The following is a 20,431-nucleotide window of genomic DNA, read 5'->3' as shown; positions in this document are numbered from 1 at the left end:
GCGTTGACCTGGGATGAACCATCGGCACGACCAGTAGACGACCAGCGTGATGAGGACGATCAGTGGCGGTATCCAGACGGGTCTGGACGCTTTCGGCAGCAGCACTAGCGGTTGCTGGGTTGGTAGGGATGTCGGGCTGTGGTCAGGCGCCGACCCAGCAGCCGTCGGGCGAGCGCGTCTCCGAGCAGCCCTCGACCTCGACGCCGGCCTTCGAGATGCCGGTCGAGAAGCCCAACCTGCTGATGATCACGGTCGATGACCTCTCCGCCCTCGACATGGACTACCTGCCGAGCGTGAATAAGCTCGTGGGGGACAGCGGCGTCACCTTCACCGACGCGGTCGCGCCGACGCCGATCTGCGTGCCGGCCCGCGCCTCGCTGCTGTCGGGGCAGTACGCCCACAACCATGGGGCCCACACCATCCACGGTCCCGAGGGTGGCTATCCCTCCTTCGACGACTCCGCGACCCTGGCCACCTCGTTGCAGGAGGCGGGCTACTCGACGGTGTTCACCGGGAAGTACCTCAACGAGTACGGCGACGCGGGGACCGAGCGCGACCTGCCTCCGGGCTGGGACGAGTGGCGCGCGACCGTCGACCCCTCGACGTACAACTACCTGGGCGCGAAGTTCAACGTCAACGGGCGTCTGGTGAAGCCCAAGGGCTACTCGACCACCGTCATCACCCAGCAGGCGAGAGCAGCGCTGACGGCTGTGCAGAAGGATGGCAAGAAGAAGGCCGGGGCAGCGGAGAAGCCGTGGTTCCAGTGGGTCAACTACGTGGCCCCGCACATCGGCGGGCCGACGGAGAAGGGTGACCCCAAGCAGCGTTTCCCGGGCACCAAGGGCGCGATCGGCGTACCGGTGCCGGACAAGCAGGATCGGGACAAGTACGCCGACGAGCCGATCCCGCAGCAGCCGAACCTGTTCCCGGAGGCGCGCAAGAAGTTCCCGAAGGGGTCGCCGTCGCGGAAGAACCCCTCGCAGATCGAGAAGGACGCCTACCGGCTCTCCTATCAGCGGCGGATCGAGTCGGCGCGCAGCCTGGACCGCAACATCGCCTCCCTGCTCGGTGGGCTGAGGAAGAGCGGCGACCTGGCGCGCACCCTGGTCGTCTTCACCTCCGACAACGGCTTCTCGAGCGGCTACCACAACTTCAACGGCAAGCTCTGGTACTACGAGGAGTCGCTGCGGATCCCTGTGCTGATGAGCGGTCCCGGCGTACCGAAGGGGCGCGAGGTCGGGACCACGCTGACCAACCCGGACATCGCCACGACGCTGCTCGCGGCGGCCGGGGCCGGCGATCCGCACGAGCCCGACGGCATCGACATCCTGCCGTGGCTGCGTGCGCCCGAGCAGACTCGTGTCGTACCGATCGAGGCGTGGCCGACCTCCGACGGCACCTCGCGGCTGTGGTCCGGGGTGCGCGTGGGGCGGTGGACCTACGTCGAGCTGACGACCGGTGAGGTCGAGCTCTACGACCGCACCAACGATCCGTACGAGATGACGAACCTCGCCGACGACCCGGCTCACGCCACGACGGTCTCGCAGCTGGCCGACCTGACCGACAAGTACCGCGACTGCGCCGGCGACAGTTGTCCCAAGAAGATGTACGCCGCCGACCGCCCGCTCGACCTCGACGGTCTCTGAGGGCTGCCGGATCGGGGTAGTCCGGTAGCGAACTGCCCATTTACCGGCCAGTAATAGGCAGTTCGCTACCGGACTACCACGCCGCCGTGCTTAAACTAGAGTAAGTAACTCTTATTACTCTAGGAGTGTTTGGTCATGCCGGTCGTCAACCTGTTCACGCGTCGCAAGCGCGCTGCTGTGGCGACGGCTGCGATGAGCGCCCTCGCGGTGACCGGCCTGGTGCACGAGCCGGCCGCCGTGGCGGCCGGCCCGACGCGTACGCCTGCTCTGGAGCGGCCCGCGGAGAGGCCGAACCTGCTGATGGTCACCGTCGACGACCTCTCCGCCCTGGACATGGACTACCTGCCGCGAGTGCGGAAGCTGGTCGAGCGGACCGGCGTCTCCTTCTCCGACGGGATCGCGCCGACGCCGATCTGCGTGCCGGCGCGGGCCTCGCTGCTGACCGGGCAGTATGCCCACAACCACGGCGCTCGCACGATCGAGGGGCCGTACGGCGGGTATCAGGCCTTCGACGACTCCTCGACGGTCGCGACGTCGCTGCAGGACGCGGGCTACTCGACGGTCCTGGCGGGGAAGTACCTCAACGGCTACGGGGAGGGCGCGACCCGCGGCGACGTGCCGCCCGGCTGGGACCAGTGGCGCGCGACCGTCGACCCGTCGACCTACAACTTCCGCTCGCCGAAGTTCAACGTCAACGGCGAGATCATCAAGTCCAAGGGCTACTCCTCGACCGTCATCACCGAGCATGCGAAGGCCGGGATCGCGGCCGAGCGCGCGAGCGGGAAGCCCTGGTTCACCTGGGTCAACTACGTGGCGCCGCACCACGGCGGGCCCTCGGGGCCCGACGATCCGAAGAAGATCTACCCGGGCACCGACGCCGCTCTGTCCGTGACCGTGCCCGACACCCAGGACCGCGGGTTCTACGACAACGTCCGGATCCCGGCGCGGCCGAACCTCTTTCCCGAGGACACCTCCGGCTACGCGAAGGGCTCGCCCGGGCGCGGGAAGTTCAACCCGCGGAAGAAGGACGCCCTCCGGATCGCCTACCAGCGCCGCCTCGAGGCGATCCGCAGCCTGGATCGCAACATCGCCTCGCTTCTGGGCGGGCTGAAGAAGAGCGGTGAGCTGAAGCGGACGCTGGTCGTGTTCACCTCCGACAACGGCTTCTCGAACGGCTACCACAACCTCAACGGCAAGTTGTGGCACTACGACGAGTCGCTGCGTATCCCGGTGCTGATGAGTGGCCCGGGGGTGCCGCGTGGCCGGACGGTACGAACCCCGGTCACCAACCCCGATCTCGCCGCGACCCTGCTGGCGGCGGCCGGGGCGCAGCCACCTCGGGCCCCGGACGGGATCGACATCATGCCGTGGCTGAGCGCGCCCGAGCAGGTCCGCGCGATCCCGATCAGCGGCTGGCGGGTCACCGACGGGAGCAGGCAGCTGTGGTCCGGCGTCCGGGTCGGCTCCTGGACCTACGCCCGCCTGCACACCGGCCAGGTCGAGGTCTACGACCGCTCCTCGGACCCCTATGAGCAGCACAATCTCGCCGCGGCCCCGGCCCTCGCGGAGACCGTGAAGGCGCTCGCCAGGCTGGCATCTCGCTACGACGCGTGCGCCGCCTCGACCTGCCCGAAGGACCTGTACGCAGCCGGCCGGGCGCTCGATCTGGGGGCGCTGTGACGAGGGTCGGTGACCTGGAACGCGAGGCCGCGCGGGCGCGGCTCGTCGAGGCGTACGCCGCGGGGAGGATCGACGCGCGTGAACTGGAGTCGCGTGCCGAGGCGGTGTGGGGTGCCGTCCGGTCCGCCGAGCTCGCCGCGGTCGTCGACGACCTGGGCGAGGAGCCCGCTCCGCCTGGTGGGGCGGGCCCTCGTCTCGTACGCGATCTGCTGGACTTCCTGATCTGCGGCGCGATCGCCGTCCTGGTCTGGCACCTCGTCGGCAGGGGGTTCTTCTGGCCGGTGTGGGTGCTCGTCTACACCGGCCTACCGCTGCTGCGCCTGTGGCGCGACTAGGACTGCTTGGCCGACTGCTTGGCCAGGGTGTCCGCGGGGACGCGGCCCGACTCGATCTCCCGCGCCAGCTCGGTGATGCGTACGCCGCTGGCGGTCCAGCTGCCGGCGCGCTCCTCGTGGATGGGGGTGAAGGCGCGGCGCACCTCGACGGTCCAGTGGCGGCCGAAGACGACCCGGGCGCCGACGGCGAAGGGGAGGATCGCGAGCAGGAGGAGGAGCTCGATGCCGGTCAGCAGCATGACCGCGACGACCACGACGAGGATCGGCAGCGCGATGACGAGCCAGAGCACCATGAGGATCGCGCTGATCGGGTCGTCGCCGGAAGGGGCACCGAGAGGGATCTCCAATGCGTCGAGACTCAGGCGGCGCGACTTCCGCTGCCAGGGGACCCAACGGCGGGTGACTCGGTAGACCTGTCCGCCAGGAGTGCGTACCTTCACGGCGGTCAACCTAACGGCGCGTCTCAGTTAGCGGTTGTAAACCTCACACTTTGTGGTCACCGCCACTTCATCGGCCTAAGGTTCGATCCATGAACGACGCCGCTCGCGACGACTCGTTGCGCCTTGCCCAGCCGGCGGATGCCCATTCCCAGGCAGAGTGGGAGGCGGCGACTGCTGCCGTCCTCCGTAAGAGCGGTCGGCTGACCGCCGACGACGCCGACTCGCTCGTCTGGGACAAGCTGACCCGCACCTCCCTCGACGGACTCCGGATCGCCCCGCTCGGCCTGCCGGGAGGGACCCTCGCCGACGCGGCCCGTCCTTCGCGCGCCGGCGCCTGGGACATCCGCTCGCTCGTCTCCGGTCTCTCCGGCCTGGACGCCAAGGCGGCCAACGAGGCCGCGCTGGTCGACCTGGACGGCGGGGTCTCCTCGCTGTGGGTGGCCGCCGACGAGACCACCGACCTCGCCGTGCTCCTCGACAAGGTGCTCCTCGACCTGGCGCCGATCGTGCTCGACGCGCCGATCGGTGCGGTCAAGGTCGCCCAGAACCTGCTCGCGCTGATCGCCGAGCGCGGCACCGGCCTGCACGCCGCGACCAACCTGGGTGCCGACCCGATGGGCGCGCTGCTGCGCGACCTGCCGCTGGCGCCCGACGAGGCGTTCGCCGAGCTGGTCGACCTCGCCCGTCTCGCGCAGGGGATCGGGGTGCGCGCGATCGTCGTCGACGCCACGGCTGCGCACGATCTCGGCGCGTCCGACGTGCAGGAGCTCGGCTGGTCGATCGCGGTCGGCGTCGCCTACCTGCGTGCGCTGACCGAGGCCGGGTTCTCGCCCGCAGTGGCGGCGAGCCTCATCGAGTTCCGGTTCGCGGCCACCGACGAGCAGTTCCCGACGATCGCCAAGCTGCGGGCCGCCCGTCAGCTGTGGGCACGCGTCCTCGAGCTCTCCGGGGCCGAGGGCGTGGAGATGCGCATCCACGCGGTGAGCTCGCGGCCGATGCTGTCGAAGTACGACCCCTACGTGAACATGCTGCGCGGCACCGTCGCGGCCTTCGCCGCCGGCGTCGGCGGCGCGGACGCGGTGACCGTGCTGCCCTTCGACTCCGCCAACGGCGTGCCGGACGGGTTCGGGCGACGGATCGCCCGCAACGTGTCCCACCTGCTGATCGACGAGTCCCACGTCGCGGCCGTCGCCGACCCCGCCGGTGGCTCCTTCGCCGTCGAGCAGCTGACCGCCGACATGGCCGCGGCCGGCTGGGAGGCGTTCATCCAGATCGAGGAGGAATGGGAGCAGGGACGCGACTTCTCGCCCTTCCGCGACCGGATCGCCGCGGTCTCCGCCGAGCGGGAGAAGGCGATCGCTCGGCGCAGGCGCCCGATCACCGGGCTCACCGAGTTCCCCAACCTCGCCGAGACGCTCCCGGAGCGGCCGGTCGACCCGCTCAACGAGCGCGTCGTGCGCTACGGCGCCTCCTTCGAGGCCCTGCGCGACACTCCCGCCACCACCAAGGTCTTCCTCGCCACCCTGGGCACCGTCGCCCAGCACACCGCCCGGGCGACGTTCGCCACCAATCTCCTCGCCGCCGGTGGCATCGGCGTCGAGGTCGCGGGCGCGACCAGCGACGCCGAGGACCTCGCCGGGAAGTACCGCGCTGCCGGCGCGCCGCCCGTCGTCTGCCTGGCCGGTTCGGACAAGACGTACGCCGAGTGGGGTGCGGCCGCGATCGCAGCCCTCCGCGAGGCCGGTGCCACACACGTGATCATCGCCGGGAAGCCCGACGCCGTCGACGCCGAGGTGGACGACGCCGCCTCGATGGGCGTCGACGCGCTCGCCTTCCTGACCGCTACGAGGGAGAAGCTCGCATGACCATCCCCAGCTCCTTCAAGGGCCTCCCGCTGAAGGGCGAGACCCCGCCGTACCCCGCCGACGCTCCCTCGGGTGAGGGCTGGCTGAGCCCTGAGGGCATCGAGATCCAGCCGGCGTACGGGCCTGCGGATCTCGAGGGTCTCGACGCGCTCGACACCTTCCCGGGGCTGAGCCCGTTCCTGCGCGGGCCCTACCCGACGATGTACACGACCCAGCCGTGGACGATCCGGCAGTACGCCGGGTTCTCGACCGCGGAGGAGTCCAACGCGTTCTACCGCCGCAACCTCGCCGCCGGCCAGAAGGGTCTGAGCGTCGCCTTCGACCTGGCCACCCACCGTGGCTACGACTCCGACCACCCGCGGGTGCGCGGCGATGTCGGCATGGCGGGCGTCGCGATCGACTCCATCTACGACACCAGGACGCTGTTCGACGGCATCCCGCTGGACCAGATGTCGGTCTCGATGACGATGAACGGTGCGGTGCTGCCGGTGCTGGCGCTCTACATCGTGGCCGCTGAGGAGCAGGGTGTCCCGCCCGAGAAGCTGGCCGGGACCATCCAGAACGACATCCTCAAGGAGTTCATGGTCCGCAACACCTACATCTACCCGCCGGCGGCGTCGATGCGAATCATCGGCGACATCTTCTCCTACACCGCCGCGAAGATGCCCCGGTTCAACTCGATCTCGATCTCCGGCTACCACATGCAGGAGGCCGGGGCGACGGCCGATCTCGAGCTCGCCTACACGCTGGCCGACGGTGTCGAATACCTGCGGACCGGTCTGGCCGCCGGCCTCGACGTCGACGCGTTCGCGCCGCGGCTCAGCTTCTTCTGGGCGATCGGGATGAACTTCTTCATGGAGGTCGCCAAGATGCGCGCGGCCCGCGCGCTGTGGTCGCGCCTGGTCTCGCAGTTCGACCCGTCCAACCCCAAGTCGCTCTCGCTGCGGACCCACTCGCAGACCTCCGGCTGGTCGCTGACCGCCCAGGACGTCTTCAACAACGTCGGCCGCACCGCGATCGAGGCGATGGCCGCGACCCAGGGCCACACCCAGTCGCTGCACACGAACGCGCTGGACGAGGCGATCGCGCTGCCGACCGACTTCTCGGCCCGCATCGCCCGCAACACCCAGCTGCTGCTGCAGCAGGAGTCCGGCACGACCGAGATCATCGACCCGTGGGGCGGCTCCTACTACGTCGAGCGTCTGACGCACGACCTCGCCGAGCGCGCCTGGGCCCACATCCAGGAGGCCGAGGCGGCCGGCGGCATGGCCAAGGCGATCGAGCAGGGCATCCCGAAGATGCGCATCGAGGAGGCGGCCGCCCGCACCCAGGCGCGCCTCGACTCCGGTGCCCAGAAGCTGATCGGCGTCAACACCTTCCGGCTCCCCTCCGAGGACCCGCTCGACGTGCTCAAGGTCGACAACGACCAGGTCTACAAGCAGCAGCTCGCCAAGCTCGAGCGGCTGCGCGCGGAGCGCGACGACGAGGACGTACGCCGGGCTCTGGAGGCCATCACCAACGCGGCCGGCTCGACGAGCAAGCCCAGCGGCACCGGCAACCTGGACGGCAACCTGCTCAAGCTGGCCGTCGACGCGGCCCGGGCGAAGGCGACCGTCGGCGAGATCTCCGACGCGATGGAGAAGGCCTGGGGACGGCACCAGGCCGTCATCCGTACCATCTCCGGTGTGTATCGGGACGAGGCGACGACGTCGGGTGACTCGAAGGTCACCAAGGTGCTGGAGGCGACCAAGGAGTTCGAGGAGGCCGAGGGTCGCCGCCCGCGGATCCTGGTCGCGAAGATGGGCCAGGACGGCCACGACCGTGGCCAGAAGGTCGTGGTCTCGGCCTTCGCAGACCTCGGCTTCGACGTCGACGTAGGCCCGTTGTTCTCCACCCCCGAGGAGGTCGCGCAGCAGGCGGTCGACGCCGACGTACACATCGTCGGGGTCTCGTCGCTGGCTGCCGGTCACCTCGCGCTGCTCCCCGCGCTGAAGGCGGCGCTGGAGGAGCAGGGGCGCCCGGACATCATGATCGTCATCGGCGGGGTCATCCCGCCCGACGACGTGGCCACGCTCGAGCAGATGGGCGCCGCCGCGGTCTTCCTGCCCGGCACCGTCATCGCCGACTCCGCCATCGACCTGCTCGGTCGTCTGCGGGAGCAGCTCGATCACTGACCAGCGGTAGCTCCGAGTATGTCCTCGCCGGGGGCGTCGGGCTCGTCTAGCCTCAGAGCTGTGACGGACCTACGCCCCGGGCGGGCATCCGGGGACGGGCTGATGAGGGGTCGGCGCCTACGAGATCCTCAGCAAGCTCGGTGAGGGCGGCATGGGTGTCGTCCACCTGGCCCGCCACGAGGAGACCGGCGAGCGGGTGGCGCTGAAGGTGCTGCGTACCCATGTCGTGGGGGACGAGGAGACCCGCGCCCGGCTGGAGCGCGAGGTGCGGTCGCTGCGGCAGGTGCGCAGCCCGTGGATCGCCGAGATCGTCGACGCCGACCCGTACGCCGACCTTCCCTACGTCGCGACCCGCTACGTGCCCGGGCCGACGCTGCACGACCGGATCAAGGACGACGGACCCGTCGTCGGCGAGGACCGGTTCTGGCTGGCGCGCTGCCTGGCCGGCGGCGTCGCCGCCTGCCACGACGCCGGCGTGCTGCACCGTGACGTGAAGCCCTCCAACGTGGTGATGGAGGGGCGTACGCCGGTGCTCATCGACTTCGGGCTCGCCCGCGTCGCCGACGATCCCAAGATCACCCTCACCGGATGGCTGGTCGGCACCCCGGGTTACCTGGCGCCGGAGATCCTGGAGGGGACACCCTCCTCGCCGGCCAGCGACGTGCACTCCTGGGCCGCCACCACGGCCTATGCGCTGTTGGGCCGGCCGCCGTTCGGGACCGGTCCGTCGATGGCCGTCCTGGATCGCGTACGCCGCGGCCAGCACGACCTCGACGGCATCGAGGGGTCGATGCGGGACGTCCTGACGGCGGCGCTGGCGACGGATCCCGCTGACCGGCCGGGCCTGGAGGAGCTGCGGGAGTGGCTGATGGAGCCCGAGGTGCCGTGGTCGGGAGCCGACGCCTCGGCGGTCACCAAGGTGCTGCCGGTGACGATGCCGCTGGCCGCCGCACCGGTGGACGCCGGGCTGAAGCCGACGCTGGTGGACCCGGACGCCGCCGGCGATGCCGTCACGGAGGTGGAGGAGGTGCCGCCGACCGCGGTGACCGTGGCCGACGCACCGGCCGAGCCGGTCGTGGTGCGCCGGTTCGACCCGCAGGCGCCGCCACCGGCTCCCTCGCCCGAGCCCGGCTGGAGCCCACCCAGCAAGCACGCCAACCTCAAGCGCTGGCCGGGACCGATGCACTTCCTGATCCTGGTCGCGCTCGCCGCGATCCTCGCCGGGGTCGTGGCTGCGTACCCGTTCCTGGGCGCCACCCTGCTCGGCCTCGGTGTCTGGCTGCTGCGGTCGGTCTCGCTGGCTGCCGACCATCTCTCGAAGCGTCGCGAGGCGCGAGGCCGGAAGTGGTACGACGGCCTCTGGGCGCTCGTCCGCTCACCGTGGGACCTGGTGCGCGCCGTCCCCGGCACGGTGGCGTTGACCGCGCTGACGGGCGTGATCGCGGCCGCCGTCGCGGTCGGCTGCCTGGCGCTCGGGCTGCCGCTGACCGCGGTGCTCTACGTCGCCGCGATGGTCTTCATGTCCGCGGCCTGGCTCGCCTCGCAACGGGTCCGCGACACCGTCGGACCGGTCGCCCGCGCAGCGTCCTCGCCGTCACAGCGCTGGGCCGTCGCCGTCGTCGGCCTGGCGATCATCGCGGTGGCCGTCGCCTGGTATGCGCTGCAGATGGGCGTCTCCTGGGTGCCGCTGGACGACGTACGTTCGGGTCAGCTGCCGGGCGTCGTGCGCGACGTCCTGCGGCGCGCTCGCTGACCGGGTTCGCGATTGGCTAAGGTGCTGGCCATGCCAGGGCCCGACGTACAAGACCTTCTCGACGGCATCAGCGACGGCAAGCGGGCGGCGGTGTCACGGGCGATCACCTTGGTGGAGTCGACCAAGCCCCAGCACCGCGACATCGCGCGCGAGCTGCTCACCAAGCTTCCGGCCGGCGACACGGTGCGCGTCGGGATCTCCGGCGTTCCCGGGGTCGGCAAGTCGACCTTCATCGAAGCGCTCGGCAGCCGGCTGACCGCCAACGGCCTCAAGGTGGGAGTGCTGGCCGTCGACCCGTCCTCGGTACGCACCGGAGGCTCTGTCCTGGGCGACAAGACGCGCATGCAGCGGCTCTCCGTGGACCCCAACGCGTTCATCCGGCCCTCCCCGTCGGCCGGGACGCTCGGCGGGGTCGCCCGGGCGACCGTGCAGGCGATGGCGGTGCTCGAGGCGGCCGGCTACGACGTGGTGCTGGTCGAGACGGTCGGCGTCGGGCAGTCCGAGGTGACCGTGGCGGGGATGGTGGACACGTTCCTGTTCCTCACCATCGCGCGCACCGGGGACCAGCTGCAGGGCATCAAGAAGGGCATCCTGGAGATCTCCGACGTGATCGCGGTCAACAAGGCCGACCCCGACGACCCCCACCGTGCCCAGGAGGCGCGTGCGGCCGCCCGCGAGCTCGCCGGCGCGCTCCGGCTGGTGCGCTCCCGCGAGGAGTGGGCGCCACCGGTGGTCACCGCCTCGGCGCTCCACGACGACGGGGTCGACTCGGTCTGGGAGCAGGTGATGGCCCACCGCGCCCACCTCGGCGAGGACGGGCTGCGCACCAAACGCGCCGAGCAGCAGCTCGACTTCACCTGGGCGCTCGTCCGCGACGAGCTCGACCAGCGGCTCAAGCACTCCGCGGGCGTCAAGGCGATCCGCGACGAGGTGCGTGCCGAGGTGCTCTCCGGGGAGCTTCCGGCGACCGTCGCCGCGGACAGGATCCTCGCCGCCTACGACAAGGATTAGTCTGACAGGACCATGCTGGAGCCTGCTGCCTTCCTCGCCGAGCGAGTCGATGCCTACGACGCCGAGCTGATCGACCTGCGCCGGGACATCCACGCGCACCCGGAGCTCTCCTGGCAAGAGCATCGCACCACCGAGCTGGTCGCCGAACGACTGGAGAAGGCGGGCTGGCAGGTCGACCGGCCGTCCGCGACCGGTCTGATCGCCGACCTGGGCGGTGGGGGCAAGGAGTCGAGGATCGTCGCGCTGCGCGGCGACATGGACGCCCTGCCCGTCGACGACGTCACCACCGACATCTGGACGAGCACCGTTCCCGGGGTCGCGCACGCCTGCGGCCACGACGTCCACACCACGGCCCTGCTCGGCGCCGGCCTCGCGCTGGCCGACCTGCATCGCGAGTCACCGCTGCCCGGTGGCGTACGTCTGCTGTTCCAGCCCGCCGAGGAGGTCATGCCCGGAGGGGCGCTGCACCTGATGAGCCTGGGCGCGCTCGACGACGTGGAGCGGATCTTCGCGCTGCACTGCGACCCGACCGTGGACGTCGGCCGCGTCGGGATCCGCTCCGGCGCGCTGACCAGCGCGGCCGACCTGATCGACGTACACCTCAGCGGCACCGGCGGTCACACCTCGCGCCCGCACCTGACCGGCGACCTGGTCTTCGCGCTCGCCAAGGTGACCACCGAGCTGCCGGTGATCCTGAGCCGGCGGATGGACCCCCGGGCCGGCGTGAGCGTGGTCTGGGGCAAGGTCACCGCCGGCCAGATCCACAACGTGATCCCCGCCCACGGCTCCGTCGGAGGCACCGTACGGATCCTCGACAGCGACGCCTGGAGCGAGGTCGAGCACGTCGTGCGCGAGGTCGTCGCCGAGATCATCGCCCCCTACGGCGTGACCGCCGCCGTCGACTACACCCGCGGTGTCCCACCGGTGAGCAACGACGAGGAGTCCCACCAGATCCTCGTGGAGAGCGTCCGTGAGGTTCTGGGGGAGCGGGGTGCCGTCGTCTCCGCGCAGAGCCTCGGCGGCGAGGACTTCGGCTGGTACCAGGAGCAGGTCGCCGGCTCGATGTTCCGGCTCGGCGTACGCACCCCCGGCGGCCCCACCTACGACCTCCACCAGGGCGATCTGCGCATCGACGAACGCGCGGTGGGCGTCGGCGCCAAGGTTCTGGCCGCCGCCGCCCACCGCGCGCTGGTCTAGCTCGGGGCTACCCCTTTCGGTACGGGATGCCGTCGGCGGCGGGGGCGCGCGAGTGCCCGACGAGACCGGCGACGGCGAAGATCGTCACCACGTACGGCAGCATCAGCATGAACTGCGACGGCACCGGAGAGCCGATCACCGAGAGCACGGACTCGACGTTGGAGGCGAAGCCGAAGAGCAGCGCCGCCAGCGTCGCCTTGATCGGATCCCATTTGCCGAAGATCACCGCCGCCAGCGCGATGTAGCCCGCGCCGCCGGTCATCTCGCGTCCGAAGGACGGCACCGAGACGAGCGTGTACGTCGCTCCGCCGATGCCCGCGATCGCGCCGGCCAGCACGATCGTGCGGTAGCGGGTCGCGATCACGTTGATGCCGACGGTGTCGGCCGCCTTCGGGTGCTCGCCGACCGCGCGCACGCGCAGGCCCCACTTGGACCGGTAGAGGGCCCAGGCGACGAGGAAGACGGCGGCGTACATGATGTAGACCAGCACCGTCTGGCGGAAGAAGATCGGGCCGACCACCGGGATGCCGGACAGCAGCGGGATCTCCAGGCGCGGGAAGTGCGGCGGGTTGTTCAGTGCCCCGGCGTTCTCCGAGAGGACCTGGGAGAACATGAAGCTGGTGAAGCCGATCACGAGCACGTTGAGGACGACACCGACGATGACCTGCTCGACCCAGTAGGTGATCGCGAACAGGCCCAGGAGCAGCGCGACCAGCATCCCCGCGACCATCGCGGACACCAGACCGGCCCACGGACTGCCGGTGAGGGAGGCGACGATCGCGGCGCCGAAGGCGCCGAAGAGCAGCTGGCCGTCGATGGCGATGTTGACGACGCCCGCCCGCTCACCGAGTACGCCGCCGAGCGCACCGAACACCAGCGGCACCGCCAGCGCCAGCGCGCCGGCGAGCAGGCCGACCACGGGCAGCGTCTTGCCCGCGACCGCCCAGGCCAGGAACCCGGACACGGCGATCACGGCGAACGCCGCGACCAGCACCAGGGGAGTCTTGCGGCCGGCGCGAGCGTTCCAGGCGGCGTACGCCGTGCACAGCAGGCACAGCACCACGGCCGTCCACACGACGCCGTTGGCAGGCAGCGTGATGTCGGGGATGGCGAACCAGTCACCGTCGCGGCTCCACCGGAAGGTGGAGTCACCGGTGCGCGGCGCCACGATGACGAGCAGCGCCACCAGCACGGTGAACACCGCCATGACGATGGGCGTCTTCCACAGGCCCGGGATGCGCTCGGCGACGACTGGTTCGTCGGAGTTGACCGGAAGATCGACAGTGGACACGGTCCTCAGGCCTCCTTCGTGGGGAGTCGGAAGATCGCCTTCACCAGAGGTGGCGCGGCGAGGAAGAGCACGATCAGGGACTGGATGACCAGCACGATGTCGACCGGGATGCCTTCGGAGGCCTGCATGAAGAAGCCGCCGGACTTGAACGCGCCGAACAGGACCCCAGCGGCCAGGATGCCGAACGGCCGCGACCGGCCCAGCAGCGCGACGGTGATCGCGTCGAAGCCGATCCCGGCGTCGAGACCGCTGGTCGCGCCGTCGGTCACCGAGCCGAGCACCTGGTTCACACCGGCCAGGCCGACCAGCGCGCCGGAGATCAGGAACGCGCTCAGGTAGGCGACCCCGACGTTGATGCCGGCAGCCTTCGCGGCCGAGGGGTTCTCGCCGACCGCACGGAACCGGTAGCCGAGCGAGGAGCGGTTGAGGATCCACCAGACCAGGAACGTCGCCAGCACTGCGAGCAAGAACCCGGCGTGCAGGTTGAACTGCGGCCCGAGCAGGTCGGGCAGGATCGCCGACTCCGGCATCGGCGAGGACTTCGGGTTGCCCGACCCGGGCGCCTGGAGCAGCGACTTGCGGGTCAGGGCGTAGAAGACCAGGTAGTAGCCGATGTAGTTGAGCATGATCGTCACGATCACCTCGTGGGCGCCGGTGAGCGCCTTGAGGAGGCCGGCGATCCCGCCCCACAGGGCGGCAGCCAGTGCTCCGACGAGGATGGCCAGCGGCAGGTGCACGATCATCGGCAGGTCGAACCTGACCGCCACGAACGCGGCCGCGGCGCCACCGAGCAGCATCTGCCCGCGGCCGCCGATGTTGAAGAGCCCGGCGCGGAAGGTCAGGCCGATGCCGAGCCCGGCCAGCGTCAGCGGCGCGGCGAACTTCATCGTCTCGGTGATCGGCTTGATCTGCTGGGCGAACGTGCCGCCCAGATCGTTGTAGACCGAGCCCCGCCACAGCGAGACGTACGCCCCCGAGATGGCCTCCCACGCGTAGAAGAACGTGTCGGAGGGGCGGGCGAAGAAGTAGGAGAGCCCGTAGCGGACGTCCTCGTCGGTGAAGAGGATCATCAGCGACCCGAAGAACATCGCGAGCACCACCGAGAGCACCGCGACCAGCGCGTTGCCCGTGGTGATCTCGCGCATCGCCACGTGCCAACGGCTCGCCTCGGGCACCCGGTCGGTGTCGGCAGACGCCTTCACCGGCTCAGCAGGCTCGGTCGACTCAGTCGGCTCGGTGGGCTCTGTCGTCTCGGCCGGCTGGTTCTCCGGCCCCTTCTCGCTCACGACTCGCTCCCTTCAGGAGACTCGCCGGCCATCATCAGGCCGAGGGTGTCGCGGGAGGTGTCGGCGGGCACGATGCCCACGACCCGCCCGCGGTAGAGGACCATGATCCGGTCGGCGAGAGCGGCGATCTCGTCGAGCTCGGTGGAGACCACGAGCACCGGGACACCGGAGTCGCGCGCGGCCACGATCTGCTGGTGGATGAACTCGATCGACCCGACATCGACGCCGCGCGTCGGCTGTGCCGCGACGAGAAGTCGCAGGTCACGGGAGAGTTCACGGGCGACGACGACCTTCTGCTGGTTGCCGCCCGACAGCTGCCCGGCCAGGGTCGAGACCCCGGGGGCGCGTACGTCGTACTCGGCCAGCTTCTCCTTGGCGAAGGTGTCGAGCTTCTTCAGGTTCAGCGAGCCGCGCGAGACGAAGGGCTCGTCGTAGCTGCGGTTGAGCATGAGGTTCTCGGCGATGGTGAAGTTGCTGACGAGACCGTCGACCTGGCGGTCCTCGGGGATGAACCCGATCCCGGCCTCGAGCGCCTTGCGCACCGAGCGGCCCACGATCTCGCGGCCGTCGAGCATGATCGAGCCCTCGACGTGCGGAGCCAGGCCGACCATGGCCTCGGTGAGCTCGGTCTGGCCGTTGCCCTGGACCCCGGCGACGGCGAGGATCTCACCGACGTCGATGTGGAAGCTGATCGAGTCGACGTGGACACGACCGTCCTCGTCGGCGACGGTGAGGTCGGAGACGACGAGCGCGCGCTCGCCCGGCTGCGCCGGGTCCTTGTGCACCTTGAGCTCGACCGGTCGCCCCACCATCAGGGCCGCGAGCTCGGCGTTGGAGGCCTCCGGGGAGGCCTCGCCGACCACGGCGCCGCGGCGGATGACCGTGATCCGGTCGGCCACCTCGCGCACCTCGCGCAGCTTGTGGGTGATGAACACGATGCCCGTGCCCGACTCCTTGAGCTGGCGCATGATCGCCATCAGCTCGTCGGTCTCCTGGGGCGTCAGCACAGCGGTCGGCTCGTCGAAGACGAGCACCTCGGCGTCACGCGAGAGAGCCTTGATGATCTCGACCCGCTGCTGCACGCCGACGGGGAGATCCTCGACGAGCGCGTCGGGGTCCACCTGGAAGCCGAAGCGCTCGGAGATCTCCCGGACGCGCTTGCGGGCGGCGTCGAGGTCGAGACTGCCGGCGAACCCGGTGGCCTCGTGGCCGAGCATGACGTTCTCGGCGACGGTGAAGACGGGGATGAGCATGAAGTGCTGGTGCACCATGCCGATGCCGGCGGCCATCGCATCGCCGGGACCCTTGAAGCGCTGCGGCACGTCGTCGATGACGATCTCGCCCTCGTCGGCCTGGTAGAGGCCGTAGAGGACGTTCATCAGCGTGGACTTGCCCGCGCCGTTCTCACCGAGCAGGCAGTGGATCTCACCCGGCTCGACGGTCAGGGAGATGTGGTCGTTGGCGACCAGGGAGCCGAAGCGCTTGGTGATGTCGCGAAGCGCGAGTCTCATGGCACGGATCATTCCTTGCAGGGGTGGAGAAATTCCGGAAGTACGTGGTGAGGGGGCCGGGTGTGTCCGGCCCCCTCGTCGTGGTGGTCGCGACGAGCGGGACCACCACCTAGGTCACTTCGCCAGGTAGGAGTTGACCTTGATCGAGCCGTCCTTGATGCCCGCGGTGACTTCCTCGATCTCGTCGGGGAGGGTCTCGGAGACCTTGGACTCGAAGTTGTGGAACGGCGCCAGGCCGACCCCGTCGTTCTCCAGCGTGCCGACGTACGGCGTCGCGTCGAACTTGTCCTCACCCGCGGCGAGGATGACATCCGTGGTGGAGGTCTTCATGTTCTTCAGGATGGAGGTGAGCACGACGTCCTGGGTGTTCGGGTCGGTCTCGTAGAAGTCGGCGTCGACACCGATCAGGGCGACCTCCTTGCCGGAGTCGTCGATCGCGGTGAGCGCACCCTGGTAGATCGGGCCGCCGACCGGCAGGATCACGTCGGCGTTCTGGTCGATGATCTGGCGGGCCGTGTTGGTGGCCTTCTCGTTGGCGACGAACTCACCGGTGAAGGAGCCCTTCTCGCCACCCTCGTAGCCGACGACCTTGACGTCCTTGTTCTTGGTCTTGGCGTAGTACTCGACGCCCTGCTTGAACCCGTCCATGAAGATCGTCACGGTCGGGAACGGCTGGCCGCCGTAGGTGCCGACGACGCCGGTCTTGGTGTAGTCGGCGGCGACGTAGCCGGCCAGGAATGCGGCCTGGGCGGTGTCGTAGAGGATCGGCTTGATGTTCTCCGCGTCGGTCTTGCCGTCGAAGTCGGCGTCGGCCGCGTCGTCGATCAGGACGTACTCGGTCTCGGGGTTGGCCTTGGCGGACTCGATGGTCGCGGCCGAGAGCGCGAAGCCGACGGTCACGATGGTGTCGCAGCCCTGCCCGACCAGGCTCTCCAGGTTGGAGGTGTAGTCGTTGGGGCTGTTGGACTCGACGTCCTTGAACTTCGCGCCGAGCTCGTCGGCGGCTTCCTTCACACCCTCGTAGCTGAGCTGGTTGAACGACTTGTCGTCGAACCCGCCCTCGTCGGAGACGATGCAGGGAAGGTAGTCGCTGTTCCCCTCCCCAGCGCGCTCGGCCGGCGCCTCTCCGCACGCGGCGAGCGCGGCAGTGGTCAGGACCGCGGCGAAGCCGCCGGCGGCGGCCTTCTTGATGTTGTTCTTCACTGGTGCCTCCAGGTCGTTGCTCCGCGAAGCGCGGCGCAAAGGACATTCATGTCCGAACGTTCTCCCCAAAGACCGAGCATTGCCAGGGATTACGCGAACGGTTACCAACTTTTGATCTCGACGAAGCCTAAGCCTCGTACCTTGTGCTTGGTTGTCCGGACAGGCTTTAAGGTCGAACCATGACCGAGAAGCAGACGTACGCCGCAGAGGGCTTTGACTGGGAAGGCCTGCGTGCACAGGCGGTGGAAGCCGCAAAACATGCGTACGCGCCCTACTCCAACTACCCCGTCGGAGTGGCCGGATACGCAGACGACGGACGCCTGCTCCACGGGTGCAACGTGGAGAACGCCGCCTACGGCGTGACCCTCTGTGCCGAGTGCGGGCTCGTCTCCTCACTGCACATGACCGGCGGCGGCCGCCTCACCCACGTCGTCTGCGTCGACGGCTCCGGGGAGGTCATCATGCCCTGCGGCCGCTGCCGTCAGCTGCTCTGGGAGAACGGCGGCCCGGAGCTGCTGCTGATGACCGTCTCGGGAGTGAGGCCGATGTCCGAGGTCCTCCCGGACGCCTTCGGTCCGGAGAATCTCGCGTAGGCCTGGCTCCGGCCGGTAGCGGACCTGCGGCGATCGCGCCTTACGCTGTCCGCATGGCGGAACATGATGCGGTCGAGGTGATCCTCGCCAAGCGCGACGGTGGCGAGCTGAGCGACTCCCAGATCGACTGGATGATCGCGGCGTACACCCGTGGGGTGGTGGCCGAGGAGCAGATGTCGGCGCTCAACATGGCGATCCTGCTCAACGGGATGTCGCGGCGGGAGATCGCGAGGTGGACGGCGGCGATGATCGCCTCGGGAGAGCGGATGTCGTTCTCCTCCCTGGACAGGCCGACCGCCGACAAGCACTCCACCGGAGGCGTGGGCGACAAGATCACGCTGCCGCTGGCACCGCTGGTCGCCGCGTGCGGGGTGGCGGTGCCGCAGCTGTCCGGGCGCGGGCTCGGCCACACCGGTGGCACGCTCGACAAGCTCGAGTCGATCCCGGGGTGGCGCGCGTCGCTCTCGAACGAGGAGATGCTGGCCCAGCTCGGGTCGGTCGGTGCGGTGATCTGCGCGGCCGGTGAGGGGCTGGCTCCGGCCGACCGCAAGCTGTACGCGCTGCGCGACGTCACCGGCACCGTCGAGTCGATTCCGTTGATCGCCTCCTCGATCATGTCCAAGAAGATCGCCGAGGGCACCGGGGCGCTGGTCCTCGACGTCAAGGTCGGTGCCGGGGCGTTCATGAAGACGCTCGCCTCGGCGCAGGAGCTGGCGCGCACGATGGTCGACCTCGGCACCGACGCGGGCGTCAACACGGTCGCGCTCGTGACCGACATGGCCACCCCGCTCGGCCTGACCGCCGGCAACGCCATCGAGGTCACCGAGTCCGTCGAGGTCCTGGCCGGCGGCGGACCCGCCGACGTCGTCGAGCTGACCGTCGCGCTGGCCCGGGAGATGCTGGCCGCTGCCGGTGTGTCCGGCCCGGATCCCGCCGACGTACTCGCCTCCGGCAGGGCCATGGATGCCTGGCGGGCGATGATCTCGGCCCAGGGCGGCGATCCGTCGGCACCGCTGCCGGTCGCCCGCGAGACCCACGTGGTCACCGCGCCGACGTCCGGTGTCCTCACCCGGCTCGACGCGATGGCTGTCGGGCTCGCCGCCTGGCGCCTCGGCGCCGGGCGGGAGCGGAAGGAGGACGCCGTCCAGGCCGGGGCCGGGGTCACCTGGCACGCTCGCCCGGGCGACTCCGTCGCTGCCGGTGCGCCGCTGTTCACCCTCCACACCGACACCCCTGAGCGCTTCGACCGTGCGCTGGCCGCGCTGGAGGGTGGCTACGAGATCGAGGACGGGGCTGCGTACGAGGCGACTCCGCTGATCCTCGACCGGATCGGCTGACTCGACCAGCGCGCGATAACCGTTCGCTTCACCGGTCGGCGTACCGCCAGACTTCACTCATGGAGATCGTCAAGCCACCCAAGGCCGTCGCGGGCGACAAGGTCGCCGTGCTGTCACCCTCGTTCGCCGCGCCCGGGGTGGCACCGGCGATCCACGAGCAGGCGCTGAGGCGGCTGACTGAGGTGACCGGGCTGGTGCCGGTGGAGTACCCGACGACGAGGAAGGTCGGTGCGACGCCGCAGCAGCGGGCGGCCGACCTGAACGCCGCGTTCGGCGATCCGGAGATCCGGGCGGTGCTGGCGACCATCGGGGGCGAGGACCAGATCACCGTGATCCCGCATCTCGACGCCGAACTCGTGCGGGCCGACCCCAAGCCGTTCCTCGGCTACAGCGACAACACCAACCTGCTCAACTGGCTGTGGACCAACGGCGTGGCCGCCTTCCACGGTGGCTCGACCCAGGTCCACCTCGGTCCGGGGCCGGGAGTCGATCCGATCCACGAGGCTTCGCTCAAGGCCGCGCTCCTCACGGGCGAGACCCTCGAGATCACCGAGCCAGGCGAGTCCGAGGACATCGGGCGCGACTGGAACGACCCGCGCGCGCTGACCGAGTACGGCGAGCGGGAGGCGACCGAGCCCTGGACCTGGACGGGTCCCGAACGGAAGGTCACCGGCCGCACCTGGGGAGGCTGCATCGAGATCCTCCAGTGGGCGCTGACCGCCGGACGCTTCCCGGCCGATCCCGGGGTGCTGGCGGGTGGCGTACTCCTCCTGGAGACCTCCGAGGAGCTCATCCCGGCGCAGGAGTTCGGCTGGATCGCGCGCTCGCTGGGAGAGCGCGGGCTGCTCGAGGCGATCGGCGCGGTGGTCGTCGCCCGTCCGCCGACCTCCGACTTCGAGCGCCGGCCCAGCGCCGAGGAGCGTGCCGCGAAGCGCGCCGAGCAGCGCGACGCGGCGATCGAGACCGTCGCTCGCTACAACCCTGACGCGGTGGTCGTCTTCGGCCCGCCGTTCGGGCACACCCGGCCGCAGTGGATCGTGCCCTACGGCGGCGAGATGACCGTCGACGGCACGACCCAGCGTCTGTGGGCCGACTTCTCCTGAGCGGGG

The 20,431-nt window shown here is 70.0% G+C and carries 16 protein-coding genes; 11 read left to right on the top strand and 5 right to left on the bottom strand.

From position 1 onward, the window contains the following. Positions 1-128: 128 nt before the first annotated feature. The 3 genes from ACW14X_RS09765 to ACW14X_RS09755 all read left to right on the top strand — a co-directional run bounded on the left by ACW14X_RS09765 (position 129) and on the right by ACW14X_RS09755 (position 3,661). Positions 129-1,646, top strand: a complete 1,518-nt coding sequence (locus tag ACW14X_RS09765) for a sulfatase-like hydrolase/transferase (protein ID WP_457165470.1) — start codon at positions 129-131, stop codon at positions 1,644-1,646. 135 nt (positions 1,647-1,781) lie between these two features. Continuing rightward, positions 1,782-3,326 carry a sulfatase-like hydrolase/transferase gene (locus tag ACW14X_RS09760; protein ID WP_457165469.1) on the top strand — a complete coding sequence of 515 codons (1,545 nt, stop codon included), beginning with the start codon at positions 1,782-1,784 and terminating at the stop codon, positions 3,324-3,326. Next, the gene (locus tag ACW14X_RS09755) at positions 3,323-3,661 is read left to right on the top strand and encodes a DUF1707 SHOCT-like domain-containing protein (protein WP_457165468.1); all 339 of its coding nucleotides are present in this window, start codon (positions 3,323-3,325) and stop codon (positions 3,659-3,661) included. The genes ACW14X_RS09760 and ACW14X_RS09755 overlap by 4 nt, the downstream gene beginning before the upstream one ends. Here ACW14X_RS09755 and ACW14X_RS09750 read toward each other — a convergent pair. Continuing rightward, positions 3,658-4,101: a hypothetical protein gene (locus tag ACW14X_RS09750; RefSeq protein WP_457165467.1), complete on the bottom strand. Its 444-nt coding sequence runs from the start codon at positions 4,099-4,101 to the stop codon at positions 3,658-3,660. The two genes, ACW14X_RS09755 and ACW14X_RS09750, sit on opposite strands and share 4 nt — an antisense overlap. Before the next feature lie 89 nt (positions 4,102-4,190). Between ACW14X_RS09750 and ACW14X_RS09745 the strand changes: the two genes are divergently transcribed. From ACW14X_RS09745 to ACW14X_RS09725, 5 genes are all read left to right on the top strand, one after another. Next, positions 4,191-5,966 (top strand): methylmalonyl-CoA mutase family protein, encoded by a 1,776-nt coding sequence (locus ACW14X_RS09745; protein WP_457165466.1) that lies wholly within the window; start codon positions 4,191-4,193, stop codon positions 5,964-5,966. Next, positions 5,963-8,140: a methylmalonyl-CoA mutase gene (scpA, locus tag ACW14X_RS09740; protein ID WP_350841187.1), complete on the top strand. Its 2,178-nt coding sequence runs from the start codon at positions 5,963-5,965 to the stop codon at positions 8,138-8,140. The genes ACW14X_RS09745 and scpA overlap by 4 nt, the downstream gene beginning before the upstream one ends. Before the next feature lie 124 nt (positions 8,141-8,264). Continuing rightward, positions 8,265-9,893 carry a protein kinase domain-containing protein gene (locus tag ACW14X_RS09735; protein WP_457166060.1) on the top strand — a complete coding sequence of 543 codons (1,629 nt, stop codon included), beginning with the start codon at positions 8,265-8,267 and terminating at the stop codon, positions 9,891-9,893. Between the two features lie 12 nt (positions 9,894-9,905). Then, positions 9,906-10,904 (top strand): methylmalonyl Co-A mutase-associated GTPase MeaB, encoded by a 999-nt coding sequence (gene meaB, locus ACW14X_RS09730; protein ID WP_457165465.1) that lies wholly within the window; start codon positions 9,906-9,908, stop codon positions 10,902-10,904. A gap of 12 nt (positions 10,905-10,916) precedes the next feature. Next, complete coding sequence (locus tag ACW14X_RS09725; protein WP_350841193.1) at positions 10,917-12,101, top strand: amidohydrolase; 1,185 nt, start codon at positions 10,917-10,919, stop codon at positions 12,099-12,101. 7 nt (positions 12,102-12,108) lie between these two features. On the opposite strand, the gene ACW14X_RS09720 is transcribed toward ACW14X_RS09725, so the two are convergent. The 4 genes from ACW14X_RS09720 to ACW14X_RS09705 all read right to left on the bottom strand — a co-directional run bounded on the left by ACW14X_RS09720 (position 12,109) and on the right by ACW14X_RS09705 (position 17,392). After that, positions 12,109-13,392: an ABC transporter permease gene (locus ACW14X_RS09720; protein WP_201451128.1), complete on the bottom strand. Its 1,284-nt coding sequence runs from the start codon at positions 13,390-13,392 to the stop codon at positions 12,109-12,111. A 5-nt stretch (positions 13,393-13,397) separates the two neighbouring features. Next, the gene (locus ACW14X_RS09715) at positions 13,398-14,678 is read right to left on the bottom strand and encodes an ABC transporter permease (RefSeq protein WP_457165464.1); all 1,281 of its coding nucleotides are present in this window, start codon (positions 14,676-14,678) and stop codon (positions 13,398-13,400) included. Beyond that, a complete protein-coding gene (locus tag ACW14X_RS09710) occupies positions 14,675-16,189 on the bottom strand; it encodes an ABC transporter ATP-binding protein (protein WP_160025225.1) in 1,515 nt (504 codons plus the stop codon). Before ACW14X_RS09710 ends, ACW14X_RS09715 begins: the two co-directional genes overlap by 4 nt. Positions 16,190-16,303: 114 nt before the next feature. Beyond that, complete coding sequence (locus ACW14X_RS09705) at positions 16,304-17,392, bottom strand: BMP family lipoprotein (protein WP_160025224.1); 1,089 nt, start codon at positions 17,390-17,392, stop codon at positions 16,304-16,306. A gap of 179 nt (positions 17,393-17,571) precedes the next feature. On the opposite strand from ACW14X_RS09705, the gene ACW14X_RS09700 reads away from it, so the two are divergent. Genes ACW14X_RS09700 through ACW14X_RS09690 form a run of 3 tightly spaced genes read left to right on the top strand, consistent with a single transcriptional unit; the run spans position 17,572 to position 20,425 of the window. Then, a complete protein-coding gene (locus ACW14X_RS09700; protein ID WP_160025223.1) occupies positions 17,572-17,985 on the top strand; it encodes a cytidine deaminase in 414 nt (137 codons plus the stop codon). A 53-nt stretch (positions 17,986-18,038) separates the two neighbouring features. After that, positions 18,039-19,322 carry a thymidine phosphorylase gene (locus tag ACW14X_RS09695; RefSeq protein ID WP_457165463.1) on the top strand — a complete coding sequence of 428 codons (1,284 nt, stop codon included), beginning with the start codon at positions 18,039-18,041 and terminating at the stop codon, positions 19,320-19,322. Positions 19,323-19,381: 59 nt separating this feature from the next. Beyond that, positions 19,382-20,425 carry a S66 family peptidase gene (locus tag ACW14X_RS09690; RefSeq protein WP_457165462.1) on the top strand — a complete coding sequence of 348 codons (1,044 nt, stop codon included), beginning with the start codon at positions 19,382-19,384 and terminating at the stop codon, positions 20,423-20,425. The last annotated feature ends 6 nt before the right edge of the window (positions 20,426-20,431 follow it).

The sequence above is a fragment of the Nocardioides sp. YJ-D4 genome (genome assembly GCF_054031495.1).
The sequence above is the reverse complement of the archived record's forward strand: the minus strand, read 5'-3'. Positions and strand labels throughout refer to the sequence as shown.